Below are 25,990 nucleotides of genomic sequence, written 5' to 3' on the forward strand. Positions count from 1 at the left end.
TTCCGTTGATAATCCCTGCACTCAGAGAAAGGAAATTAAACTGAGTAGGAAGTCCACATACCATAACCGTACTTGGTTGTGCAGGATCTGCAGCAGGAATACCCGGAGTAATAAATGGGTTAGGAGCTAAAGTGGGATTGTTAAACGCAGATTCTAAGCTTGCGGTACCGGTCCAGTTCAATGAGAAGCCATTGGTAGACCTGCTGTAATTATCAATAACCAGATAATAGGTTTCTCCGGCTAATGCATTGATATAAGGACTCCATTTACCATTATTCATGCTATTTGTTTGACCCGGAGGATTGGTCGGGAATACAGCAGGTGGATTTAGAGTCAGGTCAAGACCTGTATCTCCACCGGTCCCTGAATAATTACATCTTAAAGGCTGTATAAAAATATTGCCGGGAGTTTGCAGGGAAGCACATCCTCCATTCGTAGGCCCATACACTGCAAAGTCATAATCATTTGCCTGTACATTGGGTACAATGGTAAAGGCAAGTGTTCCTGAAGTAGATACGCTGAAAGTATACCATACTGTAAACCTTTCATTAGTACTTAAGCAGCCGCCGTTCTGATTGAGAATTTCCAGTATACTTCCAGGGCCTGAAGGGGTGTAGGATATATTAGAGTTTCCACATATTGGGATGGCTGTAATGCAGTCTGATTGCGAGTAAAATGCCTGGGATATCCATAAAATTAAAAATAATAATATCTTTTTCATTGACTGGTTTTTTTAATGGTGATTATTAAGCCATTGTATATTTTAAAAACATATCTTTTAGGGAATTAAAGAGCGAATTAATCTCTGTTTTTTACCATGATCCATCCTGAGAATTTAATAGGCGTATTCTTTTTATCATTTTCATTCCATGTCATAGAATACCAGTAGGTTCCTGTAGGTATTTTTTTCCCGGAAACAGTTCCATCCCATTTATATCCGTTGGACTTATCTGCCTGATGGATTTTTGTTCCGTATCTGTCGAAAATGTTTAAGATGAGATTTTGCTTATCTGCCAATGTTGAATAATCTATTCCATCGTTTATTCCGTCTCCGTTTGGAGTGATGACATTAACCAGGTTTGGGACAACTACTGAAATTTCAATAGGATCACAATCATAAGCATCTTTTACATATACTTTATGATTTCCTCTGGAAATGTTGGTGAATACATTCGAGTTCTGCCATATTATATTATCCATAGAGTATTGGTAACTGGGAGTTCCGCCTGTGACATTTATAGTTATTGCATTGTTGGAGATATCAATACCGGTCACTACAGGCTGTTCGGAAGCATAAATCTTTACTGTTTGAAGGGTTATGCAGTCTCCGGTTTTCAGTTTTACCCAGTAGGTTCCTACTCCTGCATTGGAGATGGACTGAGTAGTAGCTCCGGTGCTCCATTCATAGCCGCTGAATCCAGGTCCTGCATCCAGTGTAGTTGTATCTTCCATGCAAATGATTTTGTCAACCAACACATCAGATTGTACAGGAGGAAGTACTGTTAAAGTTACTTTAGCAATAGAGTAGCATCCCTGGCTATTGATGACTCTTACGTAAATCAGTCCGTTTGGTGCAATATAATTTGCCGGGTTTAAGATTTCATTCGTCTCGTTTATTGCATCTGTTAAAGAAGGAAAGTATCTTTTCGTAGTATTCGCTTGTGTGGTTACCAATGCGTTGTTAAGATTGAATGAGGCTGTTGATGGATTGGCTTCAATATAGCAGGCTCTTAGAATGGTATCCGTTACGGTTACTGCCGGATGAAATTTTAAGGTAATTTCTACAGTGGCAATACATCCGGACGGATTGGTTGCTTTTACAAAGACAGATCCTTCAGCAGAGGAATAAGCGTTTGGATTGGTGATTTCATTGGTGCCATTGTTGAGGTCATATAGCGAAGGATAATATTTTAATACATGAGTAGGACCGGTTCCTATATTGGCTGTTGTCAGGTCATACAATGCTGTTCCTGAATTATTATTACTACAGCTGGTAAGGGTGGTGGGCGTTAGGGTAAAATTACCATCTCTAAACCTGAAACTCCCTGTAATGAAACATCCATTGTTGAGGTTAGCAGGATTGGCAGGGTCACGATAAACAATTCTGTAGAAATAAATTGTTGTAGCATCTATAGGCCCGGTTGTAATAGGATTTCCTCCTGTAACAGCATCATTGGTGTTGTTATGATAAGTTACTGTAAAATTGGTGCTGTTGCCGTTTATAATTCCCTGAGTAAAGGTCGTAAAATCAAAGGGAACAGAAAATCCACTGCATACTGTCACTTCATTGGGCTCTGGTGGGGTTGATAGAGTGCCTGGCGTGATGAACGGATTAGGAGCCAGCGCTGGATCATTAAATGCAGAATTCAGACTTGCAGTACCGGTCCAGTTCAACAAAAATCCGTTAGCTGATTCGTCGAAGTTGTCTACAATAAGATAATAGGTTTCACCGGCTGTTACGTCTATGTATGGGCTCCATTCAGCTTGGTTATTTGAGCCGGGAGGTATGGTTAATGATAAGCCGGTATTTCCTGTAGTGGTACCCGGATAGAAATTACACCTCAATGGAGATACAAAAACAGCGTTGTTCTGTAAAGAGGAGCATCCGCCATTCGTAGGACCATAGACTGCAAAATCATAATCATCGTCGTCGTCATTGGGGTTGATAGTGAATGCCAATGTTCCTGAGGTTGCTATGGTAAAGGTATACCACACGGAATAATTTTCATCACTCAAGCATGAATTCGTACCAACCTGTTCATTGATGGCGCCAGGTCCGGTAGGGGTATAGGAGATATCAGAGTTTCCGCAAATAGGTATTGCAGTTATGCAGTCCGACTGGGCGTGAAATAGATGTGATATAAATAAGATGATAAGGAGTAGTTTTTTTTTCATATAAAATAGTATTTGAGTTTTTTATTTATCAGAAAAGGGCCTAAGACTGTTGTTTATAATCATTAGATATTGATATAGTTAGCAATATTTTTTGTTGAAATTTATATATCCCTACTTATTCAGTTGTTGTTTGAAAAACATTTAAATATTTCAGGTTTTAGGAGATTATTCTAATGGGCTTGTGTTAATTACAACAGCAGCAGGTACTTTATAAAGAATACATTTAATTATTATAATCTAACAAGGCTAAAATACTTATTTATTGTTTAATAATCAATGTTTTAGCTAGATGTTTATAATATTAATAAAATAAATGTATTTATTTGCGTGTATTTATTATTTTGAAGAAAATTTTACTAATAAAAAAGCAAAAATTGTTTACGGGGCAATAAAAAATCAGCTACGTTTTATAGCTGATGTTATTTTTTTATAGGTGAAGATGAGCTAGTACTGCATTTTTCTCAGCTTGGGATTAGTGCTTCCTACAAGAAGCGCTATCAAGACAGTCATGGTTCCCCCAAATATTACAGAACGTACAACTCCTAAAGCTTTAGCCATTACGCCGCTTTCAAATTGTCCCATTTCGTTACTGGACATAATGAATATTGAATTGACACTTAAAACACGGCCCCGAATATGATCCGGGGTTTTTAGCTGAACAATGGTTCCCCTGATTACTACAGAAATTCCATCCAGCATTCCGCTCATCACCAGGAACATAAATGATACCCAGTAGAGTTTGGATAATCCGAACCCAATGATACAGAGCCCAAATCCTGTAACGGCTACCAGAAGAATTTTCCCCTGGTTTTTTCGTAAAGGAACAAGCGCCAGAATAGTAATGATGCACATTGACCCTATATCCGAGGCAGCATTCAGCAAACCGAAACCTTCCGCTCCCGAATCCAGAATGTCAGTAGCAAATACAGGAATCATAGCCACTGCACCACCAAAAAGTACGGCAAACATATCGAGGCATAAGGCTCCTAAAATTTCTTTGGTTTTAAAGATATAAGAAATCCCCTCACGCATACTTTCCGCAATATTTACTGAGTCCTTTTTATTTTCCGAATATTGCTTGTTCAGCTGCCAGAAAAATAAAGAAGCAATAAAAATTAAAGATAATATAACCACTAATGTCCACTTTACTCCCACATATCCGATGAGAACACCTCCTATGGCATGGCCGCATACCGAAGAGATCAGAAATGTTGCCTGATTCAGGGTAACGGCATTCGGCAGGTTTTCTTTTTTTACTATTCTGGGGATCATAGAAGGAACGATAGGGCCGATAAAAGCCCTTGCTATTCCTGTGAAGAATATAACACCATAAATAAAATAAGTGATCTGATGGCCTGTAAAATGCATTTCTACATTAAGAAATGCAGGAATAAGTAAAAGACCTATCAGGAAAATATAAGAATAATTACAGATCAGAAGCAGGCGCTTCTTTTCATTCATGTCGATAACATGACCGGCATATAAAGCACAGCTCACTGCAGGAATAACCTCCGAGAGCCCGATAAGGCCTATTGAAAATGGATCTTTAGTCAGCTGGTATACCCACCATCCCAATAAGGTGGCAAGCATTCTGAATGCTAAAACAATAAAAAACCTTCCTGTAAGAAGATTTCTGAATTCGATATTTTGTAGGGTTTGTAACGGGGTAAAGGAAATCATGAACAAAAATAGCCCTAAAAATTTATTTAAGGCTATTCATATGTTGATTTTTAAAAGATAAATTAAATATATCCTGAAAGATAAAATCTATTTTAGTCAGCTCTGCTTGCACTCAGTACTATGGCAGCAACTCCGGCTGCTCCTATAATGGTTGCTCCGGCAGCTATTCTTGCTTTGGATCTGTCCTTTACAGCAGCTACCTTAGCTTTAGGAATAATTACTTCTGTACTGTCTTTTTTGCCGGCTGTTCCTACCAGATTTTCACCCACTACATTTCTGAACAGGATTTTTTGTTTTGGAGAGCCATCCCTCATTTGAACAACATACATTTTTCCTGCCTGAAGATTTGAATAGTTATTTTTGGAGATATCTTCGCTGTATTTTGTGGTAGCACAAGATGAAATGACAAATAAGGAGGTTAATAAAGACGATTTTAACAGTACAGATGCTTTCATTATTTTCTTTTAGTTTTTCAAATTTATAATTTTTTTCGAATATACGTTTTTGGAATTGAAAAAATATCTTTAAAGTTTATAAATTTCTAATAAATCTGCGATATTTCTGTCATTTGCCAATCTTGGAGTTTTGTTTTGTCCACCCAATTTTCCCTGAGATTTAGCATACTCTTGAAATGCATTTTTTCTGAGCCTGGTAATACAGAGCTTTTGTAAAATATTCCCTGAAATCAGGTCGTCATAATAGCTGTTTCTGCTTCTTAGCTGGCGGTCAAGTTCATTTCTGAATAATTCCAAATCTTCAGGAGCTTTTTCAAATTCAATCAGCCATTCATGGTAAGGAAGGCCCTCCTGAGGATTAACTTGAGGGGCAAGATGAAATTCTGTAATCTGTGCCGGGAGTTTTTCCAAAGTAGCCTTCATTGCTTCTTCCACTTCAAAAGCAATGACATGTTCACCAAAAGCAGAGGTGAAATGTTTGGTTCTGCCACTTACTAAAACTCTGTAAGGTTCTTTGTCAATAAATCGTACAACATCGCCTATCGAGTAAGCCCATAACCCGGAATTGGTGGTAAGGATCAGAGCATAATCCTTATGAAGTTCAACTTCTTGTAATGTTAATCTCCGTGCATGAGGTTTGCCGTATTCTTCAAGAGGAATAAATTCATAGAAAATTCCATGATTGGTCAGCAGTAACAATCCTTCTTTAGTATAATCATCCTGGAAAGCAAAAAATCCTTCGGAAGCTGGAAAAGTTTGGATAATATCAACTTTACCTCCCAGAAGATCTTCCATTTTATCCCGGTATGGTTCATAATTGACTCCTCCCGTAACAATGAGCTGAAGGTTGGGAAACAGTTGTTTGATCTTTTTCCCATGCTTCTCGGACAGTTTTTCAAAATACATAATCAGCCATGGCGGAATTCCTGAAATAAGGGTCATATTTTCAGACTCGGTTTCCATAATGATTTGATCTACTTTGCCCTCCCAGTCTTCCATAATATTGGTTTCCCAGCTGGGAAGACGGTTCTTTTGAAGGTATCCTGGGATATGATGGGCCACGATACCTGATAATCTTCCTGTTTTTATTCCAAAGACTTCTTCCAGCTCGGGACTTCCCTGTAGAAAGATCATTTTTCCGTTAACGAAGTCTGCATTGTTTTTTTGAGCAATATAATGGAACAGAGCACTCTGAGCTCCCGCAATCTGGAATGGCATCCCTTCTTTAGAAATAGGAATGTATTTAGATCCGGAGGTTGTTCCGGAGGTTTTTGCGAAATACTCCGGAGTATCGGTCCAGAGAATGTTGGCCTGTCCTTTTTTTACTCTTTCAATATAAGGCTTCAGGTCTTCATAGTCAGCAAGAGGAACTCTATCCTGAAAATCTTTTACAGAATGAATGTTTTCAAAATCATGCTCCCGTCCAAAAAGAGTTTTTTGAGCAGTGTTTATAAGAGAAAGTAATAGATCATCCTGATTTTTCTCCGCATTTTTTTTGAATTCCCCTGCTTTTTGAACATGTTTTTTTGCCCAAATAAGCGCTGCATTTTTCTTGAAGAAGTTTAACATGCTCCAAATTTATAAATTAAGTAGAGAACTGGAACAATTTTTACAAAGCATGGCATAAAAAAGCCGATAAAACTTGTTCATCGGCATTTCGAAATTTGATTATGAAAATAACAACTATATATGTTAATGTTGTGCTTATTGGTTTACTTTATACCTTTTGTCGGGAGTTCCGTCTTTTTTCAGATGTTTATTGTCTTTGTATCTCTTATCCGGAGTTCCGTCTTTTTTCATTTTGACAGCAGGCTGAGCGGGTTTTACTTCAGCGGGTTTTGCTGTTTTCATGTCAGCGGGTTTTGCAGCTTTTATTTCAGCAGGTTTAGTTGCTTTTACTGTTTTCACCGGTTGATGAGCTGTGCTTGTAGCAGGAGCCGTCTGCTGAGCAGTTGCAAGTCCCAGTCCTAAGATCAGTGACATTGCTGATAATAATTTTTTCATAAGAAATACTGTTTGTTTTTGTTACATAAAGATATGCAAAAAGCGGGCTGAGAATTTTTGGTTTTTTAAACTTAACTAAAGTTTATTACAGCTTAAAAAAAAATTAAAACAATTCCTATCAATACAAAAACCTGTTTCAATGAAAACAGGTTTTTGTAATATAATTATAGTATGAAATGTTTATCGGGTACAATTGGCGGTCCAGGTCTTACCATCTTTAAGGTATAGAATTTTTAATTCGTTGTTGTCAATTCTTATATATGATGTTCCTGTAGAACCAATCATGACAAGGGTATGATCTCCTTTTTGTTCAAACTCAATCCCGTTGAGATCAGGAATTCCGTTTGAGAAAGAAAAATTATACTTGGTACCGCTGGCGATCTTGGTTACGAATACACTTCCGTTATCTGTACTGATGTTGGTAGATCCTCCGTCGTTATAAGAGATGCTTCCTTTATATGTTCCTGCGAAGAAGTCATTATTCGTAGGGTCATCATCATCACTGCACGACGAAAAAGATAATGCCGTAAAAACAAACAGCATTAAGACTCCTAAGATTTTAATTGCTTTTTTCATAATATTATTCTTTAGCGTTTGGTTATAAGCATAAATTTTCAAACATTGTGCCATGGGAATTTTTTTGTTTTTTTTTAACAGGGAATTAAATAAATTAATAAAAATTAAGATTTATAAAAAAACTAATAGCCTCATTTTAAATAGGTATCTATCCGCTTTTATAAATAAGAAAAATTTATTCTTATCTTTGTATAGCTAAAAACGATTTCGGAAAACTCCCGAAATCGCTTTTGTCGTTTATACCATTAGTATTTATGCAGTTAAAATCCATCAATGAAAAGTTTCTTCCTGATCTTTTACAAAAGGAATTCGGGAAAGAAATATTCACTCAGTTAGAAAACGATCAGCATATTGCCGTGAAGGGGAGTGCGGGGTCTTCGGTGTCTGTTTTTGTTGCTGAACTTTTTTTAGTTCAAAAGAAAAGTATTCTTTATCTGGTAGATGATAAAGAAGATGCTTTGTATGCGAATGCAGAAATGGAAGATCTTTTGGGAAAAGAAAAGGTGCTGTATTTTCCGGCAACCCATCTTGAACCTTATCAGGTGGAAAAAACTCAGAATGCCAATCTGGTACTGAGAACGGAAGTTTTAAATAAGCTCAGCTCAGGAAGGTCTTCAAAAGTAATTGTGGCCTACGCAGGAGCATTATCTGAAAAGGTTTTAAAGAAAGAAGACTTTAAAGCAATTTCACATCATATAAAAGTAGGAGATCAACTGGATTTTGATTTTATTGACGAGTTGCTTAATCATTATCATTTTCAGCAGACTGACTTTGTCTCCGAGCCTGGTGAGTTTTCTGTGAGAGGAGGAATTGTAGATGTATTTTCTTATTCTTATGAGAAACCATACAGGATAACGTTCTTTGGAAATGAAGTGGAAAGTATTAAAACCTTTGATATAGAAACCCAGCTTTCCATAGATAAAGTAAAAGAGCTCCAGCTGGTTTCCAATATGAATTTTTCCGTGACAGGAAGTAGAGTGTCATTATTACAGCTACTGCCAAAGGAAAGCTTTATTATTTCCAGAAATGGAATGGTTGGAATGCAAAAGATAAAGACATTCTATGAGAAAGCTTTAGAGAAATATGATACTTTAAATAAAGATATTGCCCACAGAACGCCTCAAGAACTTTTTATTTCAGACCAGGAATTTCTTTTTGATTATAAAAAATTCAAGACCGTTGATTTTGGCGGAATAAGCATAGAAGGCCTGAAAGATATTTCTGAAATAAAAATGGAACAGCTCCCACAGCCTTCCTTCCATAAAAATTTTGAACTGCTGATTGAAGATCTTGAGGAAAAACAGAACGAAGGTTTTGATACCTGGATATCTTTTTCAACAGAAAAACAAAAAGAAAGGCTGGAATCTATTTTTGAAGAACTGGAACATGAGCTTCCTTTTAAAAGCTTTAAATCTGAACTTCATGAAGGATTTGTGGATAATGGACATAAGCTCCTGGTGTATACGGATCACCAGATTTTTGACCGTTATCAAAGGTATAAAGCCAAAAATACATTCGCCAAGTCTGAACAGCTTACCCTGAAAGACCTGATGTCTTTAAAAATCGGGGACTATATTGCCCATATTGATCATGGTATCGGGAAGTTTATGGGACTCGTAAAGGTGAATAATGATGGGAAAATTCAGGAATGTTTTAAACTGACTTATAAAAACGGAGATCTCCTGTATGTCAGCATTCACTCACTGCATAAGATTTCAAAATTTAATGGACCTGACGGAAAAGAAGTGGTGCTAAGTAAACTGGGTTCTCCTGCCTGGAAATCTTTAAAACAGAAAACAAAAGCAAAAGTAAAACAGATTGCTTTTGACCTTATCCAATTATACGCCCAAAGAAAAACAGCCAAAGGTTTTGCTTATACTCCGGATTCTTACCTGCAGAATGAACTGGAAGCAAGCTTCATCTATGAAGATACTCCAGACCAGGAAAAAGCAACATTTGATGTGAAGAAGGATATGGAGGCTGATACGGTTATGGACAGGCTGGTATGTGGTGACGTAGGTTTTGGAAAAACTGAAGTGGCCATTCGTGCAGCATTTAAAGCCGCCACAGATGGAAAACAGGTCGCTATATTGGTGCCTACAACTATTCTGGCGTTTCAGCATTATAGAAGCTTTAAAGAAAGACTGAAAGATTTTCCTGTAAATGTTGGCTATGTCAACCGTTTTAGAACTGCCAAGCAGAAATCAGAGACTTTGGATGCTTTAAAAAACGGAAAATTAGATATTATTATAGGAACTCATCAATTGGTAAGTGCTTCCGTGAAATTTAAAGACTTAGGATTACTGATCATTGATGAAGAGCATAAGTTTGGTGTTTCTGTAAAAGATAAGCTGAAAACTTTGAAAAGTAATGTTGATACCCTTACTTTGACTGCTACTCCTATTCCAAGAACACTGCAGTTTTCTTTAATGGCTGCCAGAGATTTATCAGTTATTAAAACGCCACCGCCAAACAGACAGCCTGTTGATACTCAGCTGATCGGATTTAATGAAGAAACTCTTCGTGATGCTGTTTCTTATGAACTTCAGAGAGATGGGCAGGTGTATTTCATCAATAACAGGATAGAGAACCTGAAAGATATTGCCGGGCTTATCCAGCGATTGGTTCCCGATGCCAGAGTTATTACCGGACATGGACAGATGGAAGGTAAACAGCTGGAAAAAAATGTTTTGGACTTTATGGAAGGGAAATACGATGTGCTGGTTTCTACAACAATTGTGGAAAGTGGAGTAGATGTTCCGAATGCCAACACTATTTTTATTAATGATGCCCAAAGATTCGGAATGGCGGATCTTCACCAGATGAGAGGAAGGGTGGGGCGAAGCAACAGGAAAGCATTTTGTTATCTGATTACACCCCCTTATGATATGATCACTTCTGATGCAAGAAAACGTCTGGAAGCTATTGAACAGTTTTCTGACCTGGGAAGTGGTTTTCAGATTGCCATGAAGGATCTTGAAATTCGTGGTGCCGGAGATTTATTGGGTGCGGAACAGAGTGGATTCATCAATGAGATGGGGTTTGAAACCTATCAGAAATTAATGCAGGAAGCCCTTGAAGAGCTGAAAGATGATGCAGACTTTGAAAACCTGTTTGAAAATGAAGAGGACAGACAGAAGCTGTTCAAATCTGTAAAAGATGTCAATATCGATACTGACCTTGAGCTTATGCTGCCGGATTTTTATATTTCCAATACGGAAGAAAGACTGCTGTTGTATCAGAAAATTGCAGAAATAACGAATGAACAGGATCTTCATAAGTTTGAGCTTGAATTAATAGACCGTTTTGGAGCTCTTCCAAAAGAAGCGGTAAACCTTTTGAAAAGTGTTGCTTTAAAATGGCTGGCTGCGGATATAGGCTTCGAAAAGATTGTAATGAAAAACGGTGTGTTTTTAGGGTATTTCCCAGGCAATCCCCAGGATAAATTTTACCAGACAGACAGATTCAGACATATCATTACTTATTTAACCCAAAATCCTGCCGAAGCGCAGCTTAAAGAAAAATCAGGAAAAGAAGGTAACCAGCTCATGATGAGAAAGGAAAGAGTGAAAAATGTAGATGAGGTTAATCTGTTGCTGAAAGCTATTATTGCCCATCATTAAAATCTAATTTCCAAAATGATAAAGCTCTTCCGGGAACTGAAAAAACATATAATAACTTAAGTTTTTATATGTTTTTTTGTGATTGTTGTCAGCTTTTTGGTTAAAAATATTCATTAATTAGAGAGTTAACACAGTTTTAGGCAATATAATATCACTTTTTAATGATAAAAATAAAGCTGTAAGCCTCGTTGTAGAAGGAGGTTGTGAAGAAGCGTGCTTTAAGATGAGCCAATAAAGTATGCTCATGTAGTAATAATTCTACTTTTGTGTGCGAATAATTCTATCGTGTAATGTGTTTATTTCTATGGTGTTAGGTGTGTCGGTTGGGACTTTTTGTAGTTCTTAATTTGTACATTTGCAGTCCTTAATTATGAAAAAAACTATTTATTTCGTTGCTGGATTTCTTTCATTCTATGCCAACGCACAGGTGGGAATCGGGACACCTAAGCCAAAATCTACTCTCGATGTCAATGGAAAAACTACTTTAAGAAAAGAACTTAGAGTGGGAGGCAGTTCTACTCAGGCAGGTAATGCCGGGTTGAACGGGCAAATCCTGGTTTCTCAGGGAGAAGGTAAATCTCCTGTTTGGAAGTCGTTGAATGTTTCCTTTATGGAAGAAGGGCAATACAAATTGATCAATTCGTATTTGTCATCAGATCAGGAGGGTATTACTACCCTTACAGATGGTATTGCAGGAGATAATGTGTTTAAGAATAATGTAGGGGACAATATCACTGATGCTACTAAAGGTAAATGGGTAAAGATTGCAGGTCTTGAAAATAACTTTAGTATCAAAAATGGAAGAAATAGGTTAACGTATCAGTTCCAGACAGGGGTTGAAATGAAATCACCAACCGCTACTGTGATTAATGATGTGAGATTTACGTGTGGGGTATTTAGAAATGGAAAGCTTGTGGCTGTTCGTCCAGACAGAATAGAGTCTAATAATAATTCTGAAAAAGGAGGTATCCAGGACTATATTTTCACCCTTAATTATACTGAGCAAAATGTACCTGTAGGTGCTCATAAAATTGAAATTGCATGCAGAAAAATTGATGCTTCCAGTACTTCATCTCAATTTACAATAGGACGGAATGTTCAGAGCTCCAATGGGGTGTCTAATGCATTTACACTGGAATCTACGATGAAAATGGATGTAATTGAATTTGTAAGCTATAAAAACTAACAATTGATGAAAAAAATAATATTGACTTTACTCCTTCCGGCAGGATTATTATTGTCTGCTCAGGTGGGAATTAATACAGATTCTCCAAAAGCAAAACTTGATGTCAATGGAGACCTTAATTTAAGAGATAAGATTGCGGTGTATGACTCTTCAGATAATTCTGTATCTCAGGGAAATAATGACCAGTTACTTGTATCACAGGGCGAAGGATATCCTCCTATTTGGAAAACACTTCGTATTCCTGAATATGAACCCAACAAATTTTATCTGATTTTTAATAATTCATTTTCCGATAAACAGGGAGCCAGATTTACTTATAGTGAACAGTCTAATATAACTACTTCCAGAGGCAGTGTTTTTAATAAAGGCACACAATATGGTACTTTGAGTAATTTCAAGAAAATTGCCGGACTTTCACAAGATATCAATGTATACAGTACGGTAAGCAAAGCTTATTTTCAATTTGAAACTGTTGTACAGGCTAATTTTGATGCAAACGGAGCTACAGATACTTCCATAGACTATGCTTGTGGAATCTTTGTAGATGATAAATTGGTGAATCTAAGACAGAGAAATCTGAAGGCCATTGGTTCCCTGCAGCCTTTCCTTACCCATACCCAGATTGGAATCGTTGAAAACCTTACAAAAGGAACCCATACAGTAAGTGTAGGATGTGCAAGACTGGCATCTTACGGTAATGCATCAGGCAAAACGCTTACTATTGGAATCAATGCAGCATCTAATATCAACAGCTTCATTGCTCAGTCTTCTCTGAAAGTAGATGTATATGAGGTTCCGGAGGTGTTTAACCCGATTATAAACTAAATCAAATCATGAAAAAAATATTTTTTATAAAATCTCTTTTGTTCGCAGTATGGATAAATGCGCAAGTGGGCATTGATACATCAAACCCTACAAATAAGCTTGATGTGAATGGAGATTTAAATGTCAGAAAAGAATTAAGAACCGGAGGTACAGATCTTTTAAAAGGTTCTGCAGGAACGAGTGGAGATATCTTTCATAACAATTCAGCGATGACAGCCAATGACTGGAAGGCTATAAAAATTGCTGATGGCCAGGGAAGTATGTCTGTATTCTCTATCAACACTGTGGCAGATCAGACAGGGGTTTCTTTTAGCTCCAGCGGGTCAGCTGTTCCTTATAACGAAGGTGATCCTTTAGCTGGAGATTGGACTGTATTGCCAACGGCATTGGATAATTTCTCCGTAACAAATTCAAACAATAAAGTAACATTCTCATTTCAAACTACTGTTCAGAAAGCCGCAAAAGGTTCAGCAAGTTTTGCATGCGGGATTTTTGTAGATGACAGACTGAGAGCTGTAAGAACAGACGTATTGCTGGGAGGAGCCGGAGCTTATAAAATTTTTAATCTGAATGCCACTCTTTCCAATCTTACCCCAAAAAACAAATATGTGGTGAAAGTAGCCTGTATTAAACGTACATTAAGCGGTTCACCAATACCGGTGCTGGGAATAGGAAGAGCCGTGGATACTGCAGTACTGAATAATGATATGGCACAGTCTGTTTTGACAACATCAGTACTACAGCCTTATTAATTTTCATGAAAATATAATAATTAAGAATCTAAAAACGTTATGTTTTTAGATTTTTTTTGTTTTTACGTCTGTTTATTGTGAATTTGTTCGAATGGAGTGTATGCTGTTATCGAAAATTGAATTATATTTGGCATTACTAAAACTAATTTTTCTATGGTAAAAAATTACTTTCTTAAAATATTTACAGGAATTGCTCTTTTAGGAGTATTGGCATCATGCAATACAACCTCTGACCCCACAGAATCGATCCCGAATCCTGATGAAGGAACTGCCCCCAAAAAAATTCTGGAAAAAATCAATAAGGATAATGTTTCTCAGGAAGAATATATTACAACAGCCGGAATTTTGGATCAGGCTGTTTTTAAAGATGATAATTCTAACGCCAGTTATATAAGTACGTTAACATACAATACAAACAAAAAAATTACTAAAATTAATTTTGCAAGCCAGACTCCCGGAAGTTTGTCTTATGAGTTTGATGTAACTCCGGATATTAATGGACAGATTTATAATGCGTCTTGTGTGGCAACAGGATCAATTCCCGGAACATCATTCATCAGCGATTATGCTTTTACATATGATGTAGCAGGAAAGCTTACGAAAATTCTTGAAAAAAGAAAAGTAGGAGGGATATCTGCCTACAATGCATTCGTAGAGAACGTTTTTGTATATGCCGGAGATAATATTTTTAAGGTAACGAGTTCTAAAGGAATCCTGAATACGAATGGTGCTCCTGATATGACTACAGCTGTTCAAACGATCTATAGTTTTCAAAACTATGATTCTCAGAAAAGCCCCTTTTCTACACTTCCAAGAGTGTTTTTTATCATGCGGGGCCTGATGAATCCGGTCAATTTCTACAGGCTGTCTCCAAACAACCCTACGTCAACGTATGTTCAGATGCCTGCGCCGGCCCCTGGAGTTAATACCACACAAAGTTATACCTATGATCAAGGCTATCCGGTGATTGAGAAAAATCAAAAACTGACCTATAGCTATAAAAATTTGTAAAAGAATTCAATTATTAATCTTATTGGAATATAAATAATTATATAATTTTTATGCAAAAAAAAATTATATTTGTCAAAAAATAATCAATTACCAGAAAATGAAACAACTTTTCTATTTTATTTTATTAATAGCTGGTTTTGCCTCAGTGCATTCCTGCAAGAATCTAGTGGATGAAGAAGGAAATCCATTATTAGATCTGAATAACACAGGAGGATTAACCGGTCCCAGAGCATTATATAAAGAAATTACAGATAAAGATACATTAGCTGAATATCATTACAGTGGGCTTCTTGTGAATACAGTACTTATGGATAGTGCATCAATCACTAACATAATGTACAGTGGAGATAAGATCAGCCAGATCGCCTTTAATGGATTCCTTGATCTTGACGGAAACGGGAAGCTGGATAAGGATAGTGTTTCTTTTACCAGACTGCTTACTTATGGAAATACCGGAAGATTGGAAACGATTTCTGAAAACCGTTCTATCTTCAGAAGACCTCCCCCTGTTCCACCAGCTACTGACCCGGGACCACAAACACTTCTCAGAAAGACAAAATCACTTTATAATGTAAGATACAGTGCTGCGACAGCAAAACTGGATTCTATTATTATGAAGACAGGTCCGGATATTGCAGGAACACCATTTGCTTATGATAACTTCTCAAGAACAGCTTATACCTACTCCGGAGACAATGTTTCCAAAGTGATAAGACATTACGGTCCTATGGCCGGAGGAGTAATGGGAGCAGTGACTACAAAATACAGCTATGAATATTATGCTTATGACAATGAGATCAGTCCGTTCACATTATTACCGTTGGCATACAAAATTTCAAGACTTTTAAATACAGATCTTAATGATAAAGAAAGTCTTATATTATCTCCGAACAATCCTAAGAGATGGTCGTTTACAGATCTTACTCCACCTATTCCTAACCCGATTGTAAAGAGTACAAATTACGTTTATGATCCACAGACTTATATGACAAAAGGATATGGAGTAAACTATATTTACAAACCGCAATAACATTATTTTTAATAATATGTAAACTCAACCTTCCGAAGGTTGAGTTTTTTATTTTTTATCTCTTAATTTTGCAAAAAATTTCTGATGAAATATTTAATAGTCGGGCTGGGAAATAAAGGCTCAGAATACGAAAATACACGCCATAATATAGGATTCAAAGTAGCTGAAAAAATTGCGGAGACGCTTGATGTTTCTTTCAATACGGCTAATTTTGGATGGATGGCTGAAGGAAAACACAAAGGCAGGAAAGTTTTTGTGCTGAAACCGGATACTTATATGAATCTTTCAGGAAATGCTGTAAGATACTGGATGCAGAAAGAAAATATCCCGTTGGAGAATGTCCTCATTATAACAGATGACCTTGCGCTTCCTTTCGGTACGCTGAGGATGAAAGGGAAAGGTTCTGACGCCGGGCATAATGGGCTTAAAAATATTAATGAAGTATTACAGACGCAAAGCTACACAAGGCTCCGTTTTGGAATTTCTGCAGATTTTTCTGCAGGACGTCAGGTAGATTATGTATTAGGTACATGGAGCGGAGAAGAAGCAGAAAAGCTTACCGAAAGAATTGAAATATTCTCTAAGGCGAGTCTTTCTTTTGTTTTTGCCGGATTGAATAACACGATGTCCGCATACAACGGAAAATAGAGCTTGCTGTTAGTAGTTACGGAAAATGAAAAAGGCCATCGGATTTCGATGGCCTTACTTATAATCGATCTTGAATTAAGTGTTGATCTTTGATCTTAATTCTATGATCATGTTAATCTCTTATAACCAGGTTACTGCACCTGTCTCAACGTTGTAATTCGCTCCAACGATTTTAATCTTACCCTCATTCTCAAGGTTACGAAGGGTTAAACTTTGCTTACGGATATCTTCAATGGCGCATCTTACGTTCTGCTGATTAAGCCTTTCCAAAAGTGAGCTGTTTTTTGATGAACGCTCTTCGTTTTCCTCAATTATTTGGTTAATGATAGGGTCAAAATGGTTGATAAGGTGGTTGAGGTTATCCATTCCCAGTCCTTCAATCTGTGCTGCATCAAGACCTCCTTTTAAGGCGCCGCATTTAGTATGGCCTAAAACCACGATAAGTTTGGAACCGGCCACATTACAGCCAAATTCCATTGATCCCAGAATGTCCTGGTTAACAAAATTACCGGCAATTCTGATGCTGAAAACATCTCCCAATCCCTGATCAAAAATAAGTTCTGCAGAAGTACGGCTGTCTATGCAGCTTAAAACTACCGCAAAAGGCCACTGTCCCTCACGTGTAGCATTTACCTGCTCCAGAAGGTCCCTGTTAGCCTTAAGATTATTTACAAATCTTTGATTTCCTTCTTTCAAAAAATCTAATGCTTTTTCAGGAGTAATCGTCGATTGGGTTTCGTATGTATGTGCTTTCATATAGTATGTAATTGTTTTTTGAATTTAAATTAAAAAAAAGTTGATGGGCAATGAGATTACATTGCTCTTTTATGGGTAACCAGAATATGGGAATCTTCACTTCTTTCATAATCTCTGTATGAAGTTTTGAAGCCTAAAAGTTCTACCATGATGTCCTGTTCCTTTGCGCGGATATTGGCAAAGTCCTGAATCATCTCCAGAACATCAGTAGCAATATATGATGTACTTCTGGCATCGATGGTTACCGTAGAATTTGGTTTGATATTTTTAAGTGTTTTTTTGATCGCTGCCTTATTTAAAAATGAAACTTCCTCAGCTAATTTGATGTTGATTCCATCGGCATCATCCAGCTTTTCGCGGCTTAGATAATAAGCTCTTTTCATATTTCCCTGAAGGATATAGAAAACAGAGATGGCAAGACCAATTCCCACTCCTTTTAATAGATCTGTTGCTACAACAGCTGCAACAGTGGCTACAAATGGAATAAACTGGAATTTTCCTAAATGCCAGAAATGCTTAAACGTAGCAGGTTTTGCCAGTTTATATCCAACTAAAATTAATACCGCAGCCAACGTAGCTAGTGGAATTAGATTAAGAATGACAGGGATAGTAAGTACACAGATCAGTAAGAAAACCCCATGAATAATAGCCGATATTTTAGAAGTTGCCCCTGCATTTGCATTGGCAGAACTTCTTACTACAACAGAAGTCATGGGAAGTCCACCAATGAATGAACTGATCAAATTCCCTATTCCCTGCGCTTTAAGCTCAAGATTAGTATCAGTAATTCTTCGCTGTCTGTCTAATCTGTCTGATGCTTCAATACAAAGCAGGGTTTCAATAGAGGCTACAATAGCAATAGTTGCTCCTACGATCCATACTTTTGGATTAGTAAAGCCATTAAAATCAGGAATGACAATCAGGTTTTTAAAATCATCCAGAGACTGTGGAACAGGTAAAGAAACCAAGTGCTGGGTTTCTATAGCCAATGAGCTTCCTGCCATTTTAAACAGTTGATTTAAAATAATACTCGCAATTACTGCAACCAAAGCGCCTGGAAGCATTTTCATTCTTTTCAGTACATGAATTTTATCCCATGCAATAAGAATAGCTACAGAAACTAAAGTGACAATAATAGCCCCGGGCTGGATTGCCCCAAATAATTCTGTAAAATATCCGAAGTTTAAGCCGTTGTCGAAAATAGATTCATGGCCTTCATAATCTTTATCGAATCCTAAAGCATGTGGGATCTGTTTCAGAATAATAATGATTCCTATGGCGGCAAGCATTCCTTCGATAACGTTGTTGGGGAAATAGTTGGAAATACTTCCTGCCCTTACAAATCCTAGAATTAATTGAATCAGTCCTGCAATGATCCCGGCACATAGAAAGAGCTCAAATGCGCCAAGGTCTGTTATAGCCGTTAAAACTATAGCCGTTAAACCTGCAGCAGGCCCTGAAACTGAAATATTTGAATTACTGAGGAATCCTACGACCAGGCCGCCTACAATACCCGAAATAATTCCGGATAAAGGTGGAGCGCCTGAAGCTAAAGCAATTCCTAAACATAGTGGGAGTGCCACTAAAAATACCACGAGTCCTGAAGGAATATTCTCCTTAATTCCTCCTATTAATGATGTCTTTTTCATGATGTGAAGCTGTGAGAAATAACCGGCTTATTCTCTGTGAATAAGTCTGTTATAAAAGTTGAAAAATTTTAATTTTTAAAGTACATGTGTATTCAATATCAAAAAACTGATAGAGAATAGGTATCAAAAAAATCTAACTATGGAGTTAAGCTTCCGGAGGAGGAGAAAATATAGTAAGTAAGGGAGATAGATGAAAAGAATCATCTACCAGCACAAAAGACCTTCCCAGAAAATCGGGTTCCGAAAACTTGAGATAATCAAATACATTCAATGTTTTCGGAATAGCCTTTTCGTAAACAATAAAAGAAGACGGATGAGAATGTGGTTCTTCTTCGTTCACTATTATATTGGTTCTCAGAATATCCCAGCCTGCAACCGCAGCAATGCTTGGCAGCGCTGTAAAATTCAGAAAAATCGTTAATACAATAATACTCCAGAACTTCATTTCACATTCTTTTTAGAAAAACTACTTTGTTTTTCTACTCATGACCCAGTCTGAACTTGTAAGGTTATAAATTTTCTGGATGTCTTTTAAGATTTTCTCAAAATCAATATCCAGATCAATAATTTTACCGGTTCTAAGGTCAAATACCCAGCCGTGTACCACAGGATACTCTTCTAAGATGTATCTTTCCTGTACACAGGCCATTTTGATCACGTTGATGCACTGCTCCTGAACATTAAGTTCTACAAGTTTGTCATAACGTTTGTTTTCGTCTTCAATAGAATCAAGTTCAGCCTGATGCAATCTGTAAACATCACGGATGTTTCTCAGCCAAGGATTTAACAATCCCAAATCCTGAGGAGTCATCGCTGCTTTTACACCACCGCAGTTGTAATGTCCACATACAATAATATGTTTTACTCTAAGATGTTCTACAGCATATTGAATTACTGCTGTAGAGCTCATATCTAAAGTATTGACAACATTGGCTATATTTCTGTGAACAAAAACTTCGCCCGGTTTTGCACCCATCAGTTCTTCCGCTGTGGCCCTGCTGTCTGAACATCCGATATACAAATAGTCAGGATGCTGAGTTTTTGCCAGCTCTTCGAAGAAGTGTGGATCTTCTGATACTTTGGATTCTACCCATTTCTTATTGTTTTCAAAAATAACCTCGTACGATTGTGACATAATTTTAAATTTTTAAAAGTTTATAATTATTTATTTCGTTTAAATTATTTTCAAAATCAATAGACTAAATCAATAATTATACAAAAATATAATTTTTGTCGAAGAATTGATGTGTTTTAACAAAGTTTAATATTAAAATATGCTTAAAATCATGTCTGATAAAATATGCTTTGTCTTACTGTCAATGTAGGCTGTCCTATAATTCAAACGTTTAAATCTAAGTTAAAATTACAAAGTATAAATTAGAATTTTGAATTTGAGATTAAATATTCTTAATTTTCTGTTCCTCAGAAGAACTGCAGGTCATCATATTCAAAATAAATAACCATATACTGTGGAAAAAAGAATAAATTAAGGTCCTGATTTTAACCTTATATTTTTAATGGATTTCGATCTGGGAATATTTTATTGGGCAGGAATTTTTATTGCCTGGTTTTCATCTTTTCTTATCTTGGGAAAGCAGAAAAAGAAAACAGTAGATTTTCTTTTAGCATTCTGGTTTCTGATTATAGGATTTCATCTTGTTTTTTTTGTGTTGTTCCGTTCGGGAGGCTATTTAAAGTTTCCTTATCTCATTGGATTTGAAATTCCTTTTCCTTTCATGCATGGGCCGATGTTATATTTGTATATTCTGAGCCTGACAGGTAGAAATACGGGGAAAAAGATTTGGCTATTGCATTGGGTGCCTGTTGTGATAATTTATATGATTTTATTTCAGTTTTTGCTGCTGTCTCCGCAAGATAGGATGACGGTTTACCAGAATAAAGGTAAGGGGTATGAGGTGTTGAGTGATGTGATCAAATTTTTAATGATCTTGTCCGGAATTTTGTATGTGGGCTTAAGCCTTCTTACAGTCAGAAAATATAAAAAAGAAATTTCCAATCAATACTCCAATACCGAAAAGATTAACCTGAATTGGTCATATTATCTGATTACAGGGATTGCGTTAATATGGGTCGCTGTTATCATAAGGAATGATATTCTTATTTTTTCCATGGTTGTTTTGTTTATTCTGGTAGCGGCTTACTTCGGTATCAGTCGTGTGGGGATTTTGGATTTGCCTGTTGTAGCTGATGTTTCAGGTGAAAAAGAATCTGATGTTGAAGTGGTAAAGTACCAGAAAAACTCTCCGGGATTTGATGTTATACAAGCTATTTATGAAAAGCTTGTGTACAAAATGGAGTATGAAAAGCTGTACAAAGATCCGGACCTGAATCTGAACCATGTGGCCCAGCTGTTGGATGTTCATCCGAACCTACTATCGCAGACCATTAATTCTTTGGAGAACAAAAACTTTTATGACTATATCAACCGGCAGCGGATTGAGGAGTTTAAAAGAATAGCAATACTTCCTGAAAACCAAAAGTACACGATTTTATCACTGGCCTTTGAAAGTGGGTTCAATTCCAAGACCTCATTTAACCGGAATTTTAAAAAATATATGAATTGTTCTCCAAGAGAGTTTCTAAAAAGCAAAAATCTTACGTTGGAATAGTAAGTGTCAGATAATAAGTGATATTATATTTGTTTCATCTTTCATTTTGGAACAGTTGAACCTTTCTTTATGTCCATTTTTACAGAAAATTTAATCAACTGTCATGAAGAAACTCTTATTTGTAATCCTATGTATTTTTGCATTGCTTATGGGTGCCTATCCTTTAATTTATGTTTTTGTTGAACATAAAAATACTTTTCTAGGTTCTAAATCATTGGAGATACTTCAAAATACAATTTGGAAAACTGCATTTTTTGCTCATATTATTTTTGGTGGAATTTCCCTCTTCATTGGCTGGCGTCAGTTTGAGAGCAAGTTCAGAAATAAATATGTAAAGTTGCACAAATTCATTGGAAAATTCTACGTAGCCGCAGTGCTGATAAGTTCTGTTTCGTCTATCTATATAGGAATGTACGCCAACGGAGGAATTGTATCATCTGTCGGATTTGTTTGCCTGGGAATTATTTGGCTGATTACCACTTTGGTAGCAGTAGTCTATATAACCAAAGGTAACGTAGTAAAGCATCAACAATTTATGGTATACAGCTATGCCTGTACCTTTGCTGCAGTGACATTAAGAATCTGGTTTCCTGTTTTAAAGAGTATCACACAGGATCCTGGCAATTCCTACATTGCTGTAGCCTGGTTATGCTGGCTTCCCAATCTTTTGGTAGCATATCTTATTAATAAAAAGAGTGCGGTGGCCGGTTAAACTTTATTGTTGATATAGCCGTTCGTCGCCTCTGTAGTAGGGTAGATCTTTCCGGGATTTCCCATTACCATAGAATCATCAGGTACGTCAAAATTGACGTAAGAATTAGGGGCAATCAATACATTATTTCCAATGTTGATACTTCCTACAATCACTGCGTTGGGGCCAATCCATACTTCATCACCAATCACTGGAAACCCTTCATTCTTTCCACGGTTCTGCTGTCCGATGGTTACACCCTGTGCTATATTGCAGTTTTTTCCAATTCTGGTTTTGGGATTGATAACCAATGCTCCGAAATGCCCCAGATACAGCCCTTCCCCGATTTCAGTCTCGGGATAGATCTGGAAACCGTATTTTATCTGAAAATGCCTCAAAACAATTCTCCAGAATAAACCGGAAATGGCTTTTTTATTGCTTTTCTGGGCTTTCCTAAATAAATAAACATAGTGGAGGTTAGGATTGATACATTTTTTCCAAATTTCAAAAGTAGAAAGCCATTTGCCGCTTTCCCTGTAAAAATCTTTCTGTATTGCTGTGTAATCTGGCATAACAAAATATTTTATACTTCATCAATAATTTCCTGAAGATGTGCTACCGATTTCTGAAGCACAAATGGAAGATCTGCTGCTGCAGTTTCCTTTTCAAACTGTTGTGCAATCTCCTTATTGAGAAGGAACTTTTTCATCCCTTCATAGATTCCGTCTTCTGAATTAGGAGTAATGAGGCCCAGTTTTCCGTCCTGCAGAAGATCTTTGATTCCTGAAACATCTGTGGAAACTACAGGTTTATTCAGGATAAGAGCTTCTGCAATAATGGTAGGGAATCCTTCATGTCGGGATGACATGACATAAAAATCAGATTTTTTAAGATATGGATAAGGGTTACTTCTGAAGCCAAGCATCTTTACCGTCTCATGAAGCCCCAATTGATTAAGCTTTGCCTGGATATTCTCAAAATCAAATCCATCACCAATAATGATGATCTGATGTTTTAATCCTTCATCCATTAATTTTTTATGAACATCCAAAAGCCTGTCATAGCCTTTTTGAGGATACACCGTGCCTATGGTTATAAAGGTTGGAAGATCCTTTGAAAAAGGGTAGTCATTAATTTCAGCTTCAGCTTTCTGGAGAGTATCCTGAGAGTCAATGGGGTTAAAGATCTTAACAACAGCCTGTTTTTCTTTTTCATTACGGGCCAGCTTCTGCATTTCCTCTTTAAGCTTGTTGGAAATGACCAGGATTCTGTCAAATTTGAAAAATTGCCTGATGACATCCGGAGTGTATTCTTTCAGATTAAAGATGTCATTCTGAACCCAAACGATCTTTTTGGAATCCTTTTGCGGGCTGGATAGTACCTCTCTGTACATTCCATGGATAGCCGCTATTTCTACATCGTATTTTTTATTTTTCAGTATAAATGTATAGAGAAGGGATGGGAACATCAGAAACATTTTCTGATAAAGTACTCTGAATGCCTTTACCGGAATTTCATGAGGCCTGTTGGTGGTAATCATTTCCCCTTTCAAAAGGTAGTATAGGTTGACCCATGACGGAATTTCCTTAATGTACATTCCAGTATACAGGTTAATCAAAAGATCAACTTCATATTTGTCTTTGGGAAGGTTTTTAAGAAAGTTGGCCAGAACTTTTTCTGCACCACCATGGCGAAGGGAACCGATTCTAATGAGAATTTTCTTTTTTTCAGACATTTATTTTTTTATAGGTTTATAAGTATGTGGGAGGTGCTCACTTACATAAGCTTCAAGTTTAGGTCTGTCTGCTTCGAGCTCTCTTGGATACATGATATTGTTTTGTAATGCTTTATCTCCATATTCTTCAATAGTGCAAATAAATTTTGCAGGAATCCCTGCATAAACCGTTCCGTTCGGCATAGAGGAAGTCAAAATCGAACCTGCTCCCAATACACAGTTATCACCTATTTCTGAGCCGAGCATGATGATGGTGTCTGCACCAATAAAGCACTGTTTTCCAATTTTTATGCGCCCGAAAGCTCGTACATCCTTATATTTTTCGAAAAAATGTAAAGCATTATAACCGCCGTCATGATTAATGAATCTAACATTATTAGAAAGTGTTGTTTCGTCACCTATTTCAATTAAAAAAGGTTCTGTACCTAATTCGGGAACTTCTACAAAACGAACATTTTTTCCTACCTTTAATCCCTTAGCAATACAAATTTTGAGATAGATTCTCTTGATAAGGTATTGGTAGGTAGTATGAATTTTTAATATGATACGATAAATAAATATCATTATTCTAAATTTGTTTTTCTCATACAAAGAAAAGAATTTATATGATAAGAATTTCTAAAATAGAATATTATTTGCCTGAATTGGTCCTTACCAACATGGATTTGGAAAAGGAGTTCCCGGAATGGAGCTCTGAAAGAATCCGGGAAAAAGTAGGGATCGTACAGCGTCATATTTCTTCAGAAAATGAAACCGTCCTGGATCTGGCTATACAATCATCAGAAAAGGTTTTTGAGAACTATGATAAAAGTAAAATAGACTTTATTCTTTTCTGTACCCAAAGTCCGGATTATTTCCTTCCAACCACTGCCTGTATTTTGCAGGATAAGCTTGGACTGAGAAAAAATATAGGAGCCATGGATTTTAATTTGGGATGCTCAGGATTTGTCTATGGCCTGGCATTTGCCAAAGGTTTAATAGCCGCCGGAATTGCTAAAAGCGTATTGTTGGTCACTTCTGAAACATATACCAAGCATATCAATCCTAAAGATAAAGGAAACCGTTGTATATTCGGAGATGCCTCTGCTTCAGTAATTATTGAAAAAGATACCAATGTAGGCGATTATAAATTTTGTTTGGGAACTGATGGCAGTGGGGCTGAAAACCTAATCGTAAAAAAGGGAGGTTTCAAAACAGATTTTACACTAAACCCAAATCATGAATTCGATCCTGAGAATCTTTATATGAACGGACCTGAGATTTTTAATTTTACCATAGAAAAAATCCCGGGATTGATTAAAGAGACCATGGATGAAAATGGGCTTACCATGGATGATATTGATTATTTTGTTTTTCATCAGGCTAATTCTTTTATGCTGAATTATTTGAGACGAAAAATGAAAATTCCAACCGAGAAATTCTATATTGATATGGAGACAACGGGGAATACAGTCTCTGCAACCATTCCAATTGCACTGAAAAATATGCTGGATAAAGGCCTGTTGAAAAGAGGAAATAAGATCTTATTGGCTGGTTTTGGAGTGGGATATTCCTGGGGAGCCACTATAATGGACTTTTAATTTTCAAATCATAAAATTTAAAATATATGAAAACTTCCGTTTTTTTAGAAAAGTTACAAGAGGAACTAGAAGAAAAACAAATGCTGAACCGGGACACTAAGTTAAAGGATCTGGAAAACTATGATTCCATAAGTTTACTCTCTGTCATTGCTTTTGTAGATGAAAACTTTAATCAACAGCTTGATCCGGATCAGTTTAAAAATATGGAAACGGTATCTGATCTGATGAATATTATTGGGTTGGAAAACTTTGAAGATGAATGAT

General features: G+C 36.7%; 24 protein-coding genes and 1 pseudogene. 11 read left to right on the forward strand and 14 right to left on the reverse strand.

Going from position 1 to position 25,990, the window contains the following annotated elements:
- The 7 genes and pseudogenes from MP477_RS15660 to MP477_RS15690 form a co-directional block, all read right to left on the reverse strand.
- A pseudogene (locus tag MP477_RS15660) lies at positions 1–721 on the reverse strand (gliding motility-associated C-terminal domain-containing protein); the annotation flags it as partial.
- 77 nt (positions 722–798) lie between these two features.
- Complete coding sequence (locus tag MP477_RS15665) at positions 799–2,895, reverse strand: T9SS type B sorting domain-containing protein (protein WP_257191130.1); 2,097 nt, start codon at positions 2,893–2,895, stop codon at positions 799–801.
- A 444-nt stretch (positions 2,896–3,339) separates the two neighbouring features.
- Positions 3,340–4,575: an MFS transporter gene (locus MP477_RS15670; RefSeq protein WP_257191131.1), complete on the reverse strand. Its 1,236-nt coding sequence runs from the start codon at positions 4,573–4,575 to the stop codon at positions 3,340–3,342.
- 92 nt (positions 4,576–4,667) lie between these two features.
- A complete protein-coding gene (locus MP477_RS15675) occupies positions 4,668–5,030 on the reverse strand; it encodes a hypothetical protein (RefSeq protein WP_230033843.1) in 363 nt (120 codons plus the stop codon).
- Positions 5,031–5,099: 69 nt separating this feature from the next.
- Positions 5,100–6,599 carry a GH3 auxin-responsive promoter family protein gene (locus MP477_RS15680; protein ID WP_230033845.1) on the reverse strand — a complete coding sequence of 500 codons (1,500 nt, stop codon included), beginning with the start codon at positions 6,597–6,599 and terminating at the stop codon, positions 5,100–5,102.
- A gap of 135 nt (positions 6,600–6,734) precedes the next feature.
- The gene (locus MP477_RS15685; protein ID WP_230033847.1) at positions 6,735–7,034 is read right to left on the reverse strand and encodes a hypothetical protein; all 300 of its coding nucleotides are present in this window, start codon (positions 7,032–7,034) and stop codon (positions 6,735–6,737) included.
- A gap of 180 nt (positions 7,035–7,214) precedes the next feature.
- Positions 7,215–7,610 carry a hypothetical protein gene (locus MP477_RS15690; RefSeq protein ID WP_230033849.1) on the reverse strand — a complete coding sequence of 132 codons (396 nt, stop codon included), beginning with the start codon at positions 7,608–7,610 and terminating at the stop codon, positions 7,215–7,217.
- Positions 7,611–7,864: 254 nt separating this feature from the next.
- On the opposite strand from MP477_RS15690, the gene mfd reads away from it, so the two are divergent.
- From mfd to pth, 7 genes are all read left to right on the forward strand, one after another.
- Positions 7,865–11,233, forward strand: a complete 3,369-nt coding sequence (gene mfd / locus MP477_RS15695; RefSeq protein ID WP_257191132.1) for a transcription-repair coupling factor — start codon at positions 7,865–7,867, stop codon at positions 11,231–11,233.
- Between the two features lie 370 nt (positions 11,234–11,603).
- Positions 11,604–12,419 carry a hypothetical protein gene (locus MP477_RS15700; protein WP_257191133.1) on the forward strand — a complete coding sequence of 272 codons (816 nt, stop codon included), beginning with the start codon at positions 11,604–11,606 and terminating at the stop codon, positions 12,417–12,419.
- Positions 12,420–12,425: 6 nt separating this feature from the next.
- A complete protein-coding gene (locus MP477_RS15705) occupies positions 12,426–13,244 on the forward strand; it encodes a hypothetical protein (protein ID WP_257191134.1) in 819 nt (272 codons plus the stop codon).
- A gap of 8 nt (positions 13,245–13,252) precedes the next feature.
- Complete coding sequence (locus tag MP477_RS15710) at positions 13,253–13,996, forward strand: hypothetical protein (protein ID WP_230033858.1); 744 nt, start codon at positions 13,253–13,255, stop codon at positions 13,994–13,996.
- Between the two features lie 153 nt (positions 13,997–14,149).
- Positions 14,150–15,007: a hypothetical protein gene (locus MP477_RS15715; protein WP_257191135.1), complete on the forward strand. Its 858-nt coding sequence runs from the start codon at positions 14,150–14,152 to the stop codon at positions 15,005–15,007.
- Between the two features lie 97 nt (positions 15,008–15,104).
- Complete coding sequence (locus tag MP477_RS15720) at positions 15,105–16,037, forward strand: hypothetical protein (protein WP_257191136.1); 933 nt, start codon at positions 15,105–15,107, stop codon at positions 16,035–16,037.
- A gap of 84 nt (positions 16,038–16,121) precedes the next feature.
- A complete protein-coding gene (gene pth / locus MP477_RS15725) occupies positions 16,122–16,685 on the forward strand; it encodes an aminoacyl-tRNA hydrolase (RefSeq protein WP_230033864.1) in 564 nt (187 codons plus the stop codon).
- Positions 16,686–16,805: 120 nt separating this feature from the next.
- Here pth and MP477_RS15730 read toward each other — a convergent pair whose 3' ends face one another.
- The 4 genes from MP477_RS15730 to MP477_RS15745 all read right to left on the reverse strand — a co-directional run bounded on the left by MP477_RS15730 (position 16,806) and on the right by MP477_RS15745 (position 20,225).
- Positions 16,806–17,441, reverse strand: coding sequence for a carbonic anhydrase family protein (locus MP477_RS15730; RefSeq protein WP_257191137.1), 636 nt, complete (start codon positions 17,439–17,441; stop codon positions 16,806–16,808).
- Positions 17,442–17,497: 56 nt separating this feature from the next.
- Entirely contained in the window at positions 17,498–19,090 is a 1,593-nt protein-coding gene (locus tag MP477_RS15735) for a SulP family inorganic anion transporter (protein ID WP_257191138.1), read from the reverse strand.
- 145 nt (positions 19,091–19,235) lie between these two features.
- Positions 19,236–19,535: a hypothetical protein gene (locus MP477_RS15740; protein ID WP_230033870.1), complete on the reverse strand. Its 300-nt coding sequence runs from the start codon at positions 19,533–19,535 to the stop codon at positions 19,236–19,238.
- A gap of 21 nt (positions 19,536–19,556) precedes the next feature.
- Positions 19,557–20,225 (reverse strand): carbonic anhydrase, encoded by a 669-nt coding sequence (locus MP477_RS15745; RefSeq protein ID WP_230033872.1) that lies wholly within the window; start codon positions 20,223–20,225, stop codon positions 19,557–19,559.
- 382 nt (positions 20,226–20,607) lie between these two features.
- Between MP477_RS15745 and MP477_RS15750 the strand changes: the two genes are divergently transcribed.
- The gene (locus tag MP477_RS15750) at positions 20,608–21,720 is read left to right on the forward strand and encodes a helix-turn-helix domain-containing protein (protein WP_257191139.1); all 1,113 of its coding nucleotides are present in this window, start codon (positions 20,608–20,610) and stop codon (positions 21,718–21,720) included.
- Positions 21,721–21,823: 103 nt separating this feature from the next.
- Positions 21,824–22,432: a DUF2306 domain-containing protein gene (locus tag MP477_RS15755; RefSeq protein ID WP_257191140.1), complete on the forward strand. Its 609-nt coding sequence runs from the start codon at positions 21,824–21,826 to the stop codon at positions 22,430–22,432.
- Here the strand turns inward: MP477_RS15755 and MP477_RS15760 are convergent.
- From MP477_RS15760 to MP477_RS15770, 3 genes are read right to left on the reverse strand one after another with little or no spacing between them, the layout of a single operon-like run.
- Positions 22,429–22,983, reverse strand: a complete 555-nt coding sequence (locus MP477_RS15760; RefSeq protein WP_230033878.1) for a serine acetyltransferase — start codon at positions 22,981–22,983, stop codon at positions 22,429–22,431. The genes MP477_RS15755 and MP477_RS15760 overlap by 4 nt on opposite strands.
- Positions 22,984–22,994: 11 nt before the next feature.
- On the reverse strand, positions 22,995–24,146 hold the full coding sequence (locus MP477_RS15765; protein WP_257191141.1) for a glycosyltransferase: 1,152 nt from the start codon (positions 24,144–24,146) through the stop codon (positions 22,995–22,997).
- Complete coding sequence (locus MP477_RS15770; protein ID WP_230033882.1) at positions 24,147–24,710, reverse strand: DapH/DapD/GlmU-related protein; 564 nt, start codon at positions 24,708–24,710, stop codon at positions 24,147–24,149.
- Positions 24,711–24,751: 41 nt separating this feature from the next.
- Between MP477_RS15770 and MP477_RS15775 the strand changes: the two genes are divergently transcribed.
- Positions 24,752–25,726 (forward strand): 3-oxoacyl-ACP synthase III family protein, encoded by a 975-nt coding sequence (locus MP477_RS15775; protein ID WP_230033884.1) that lies wholly within the window; start codon positions 24,752–24,754, stop codon positions 25,724–25,726.
- Between the two features lie 26 nt (positions 25,727–25,752).
- Positions 25,753–25,989: a phosphopantetheine-binding protein gene (locus tag MP477_RS15780; protein ID WP_230033886.1), complete on the forward strand. Its 237-nt coding sequence runs from the start codon at positions 25,753–25,755 to the stop codon at positions 25,987–25,989.
- Position 25,990: the final 1 nt, after the last annotated feature.

This window comes from Chryseobacterium sp. WG23 (genome assembly GCF_024586575.1).
GTDB lineage: Bacteria > Bacteroidota > Bacteroidia > Flavobacteriales > Weeksellaceae > Chryseobacterium.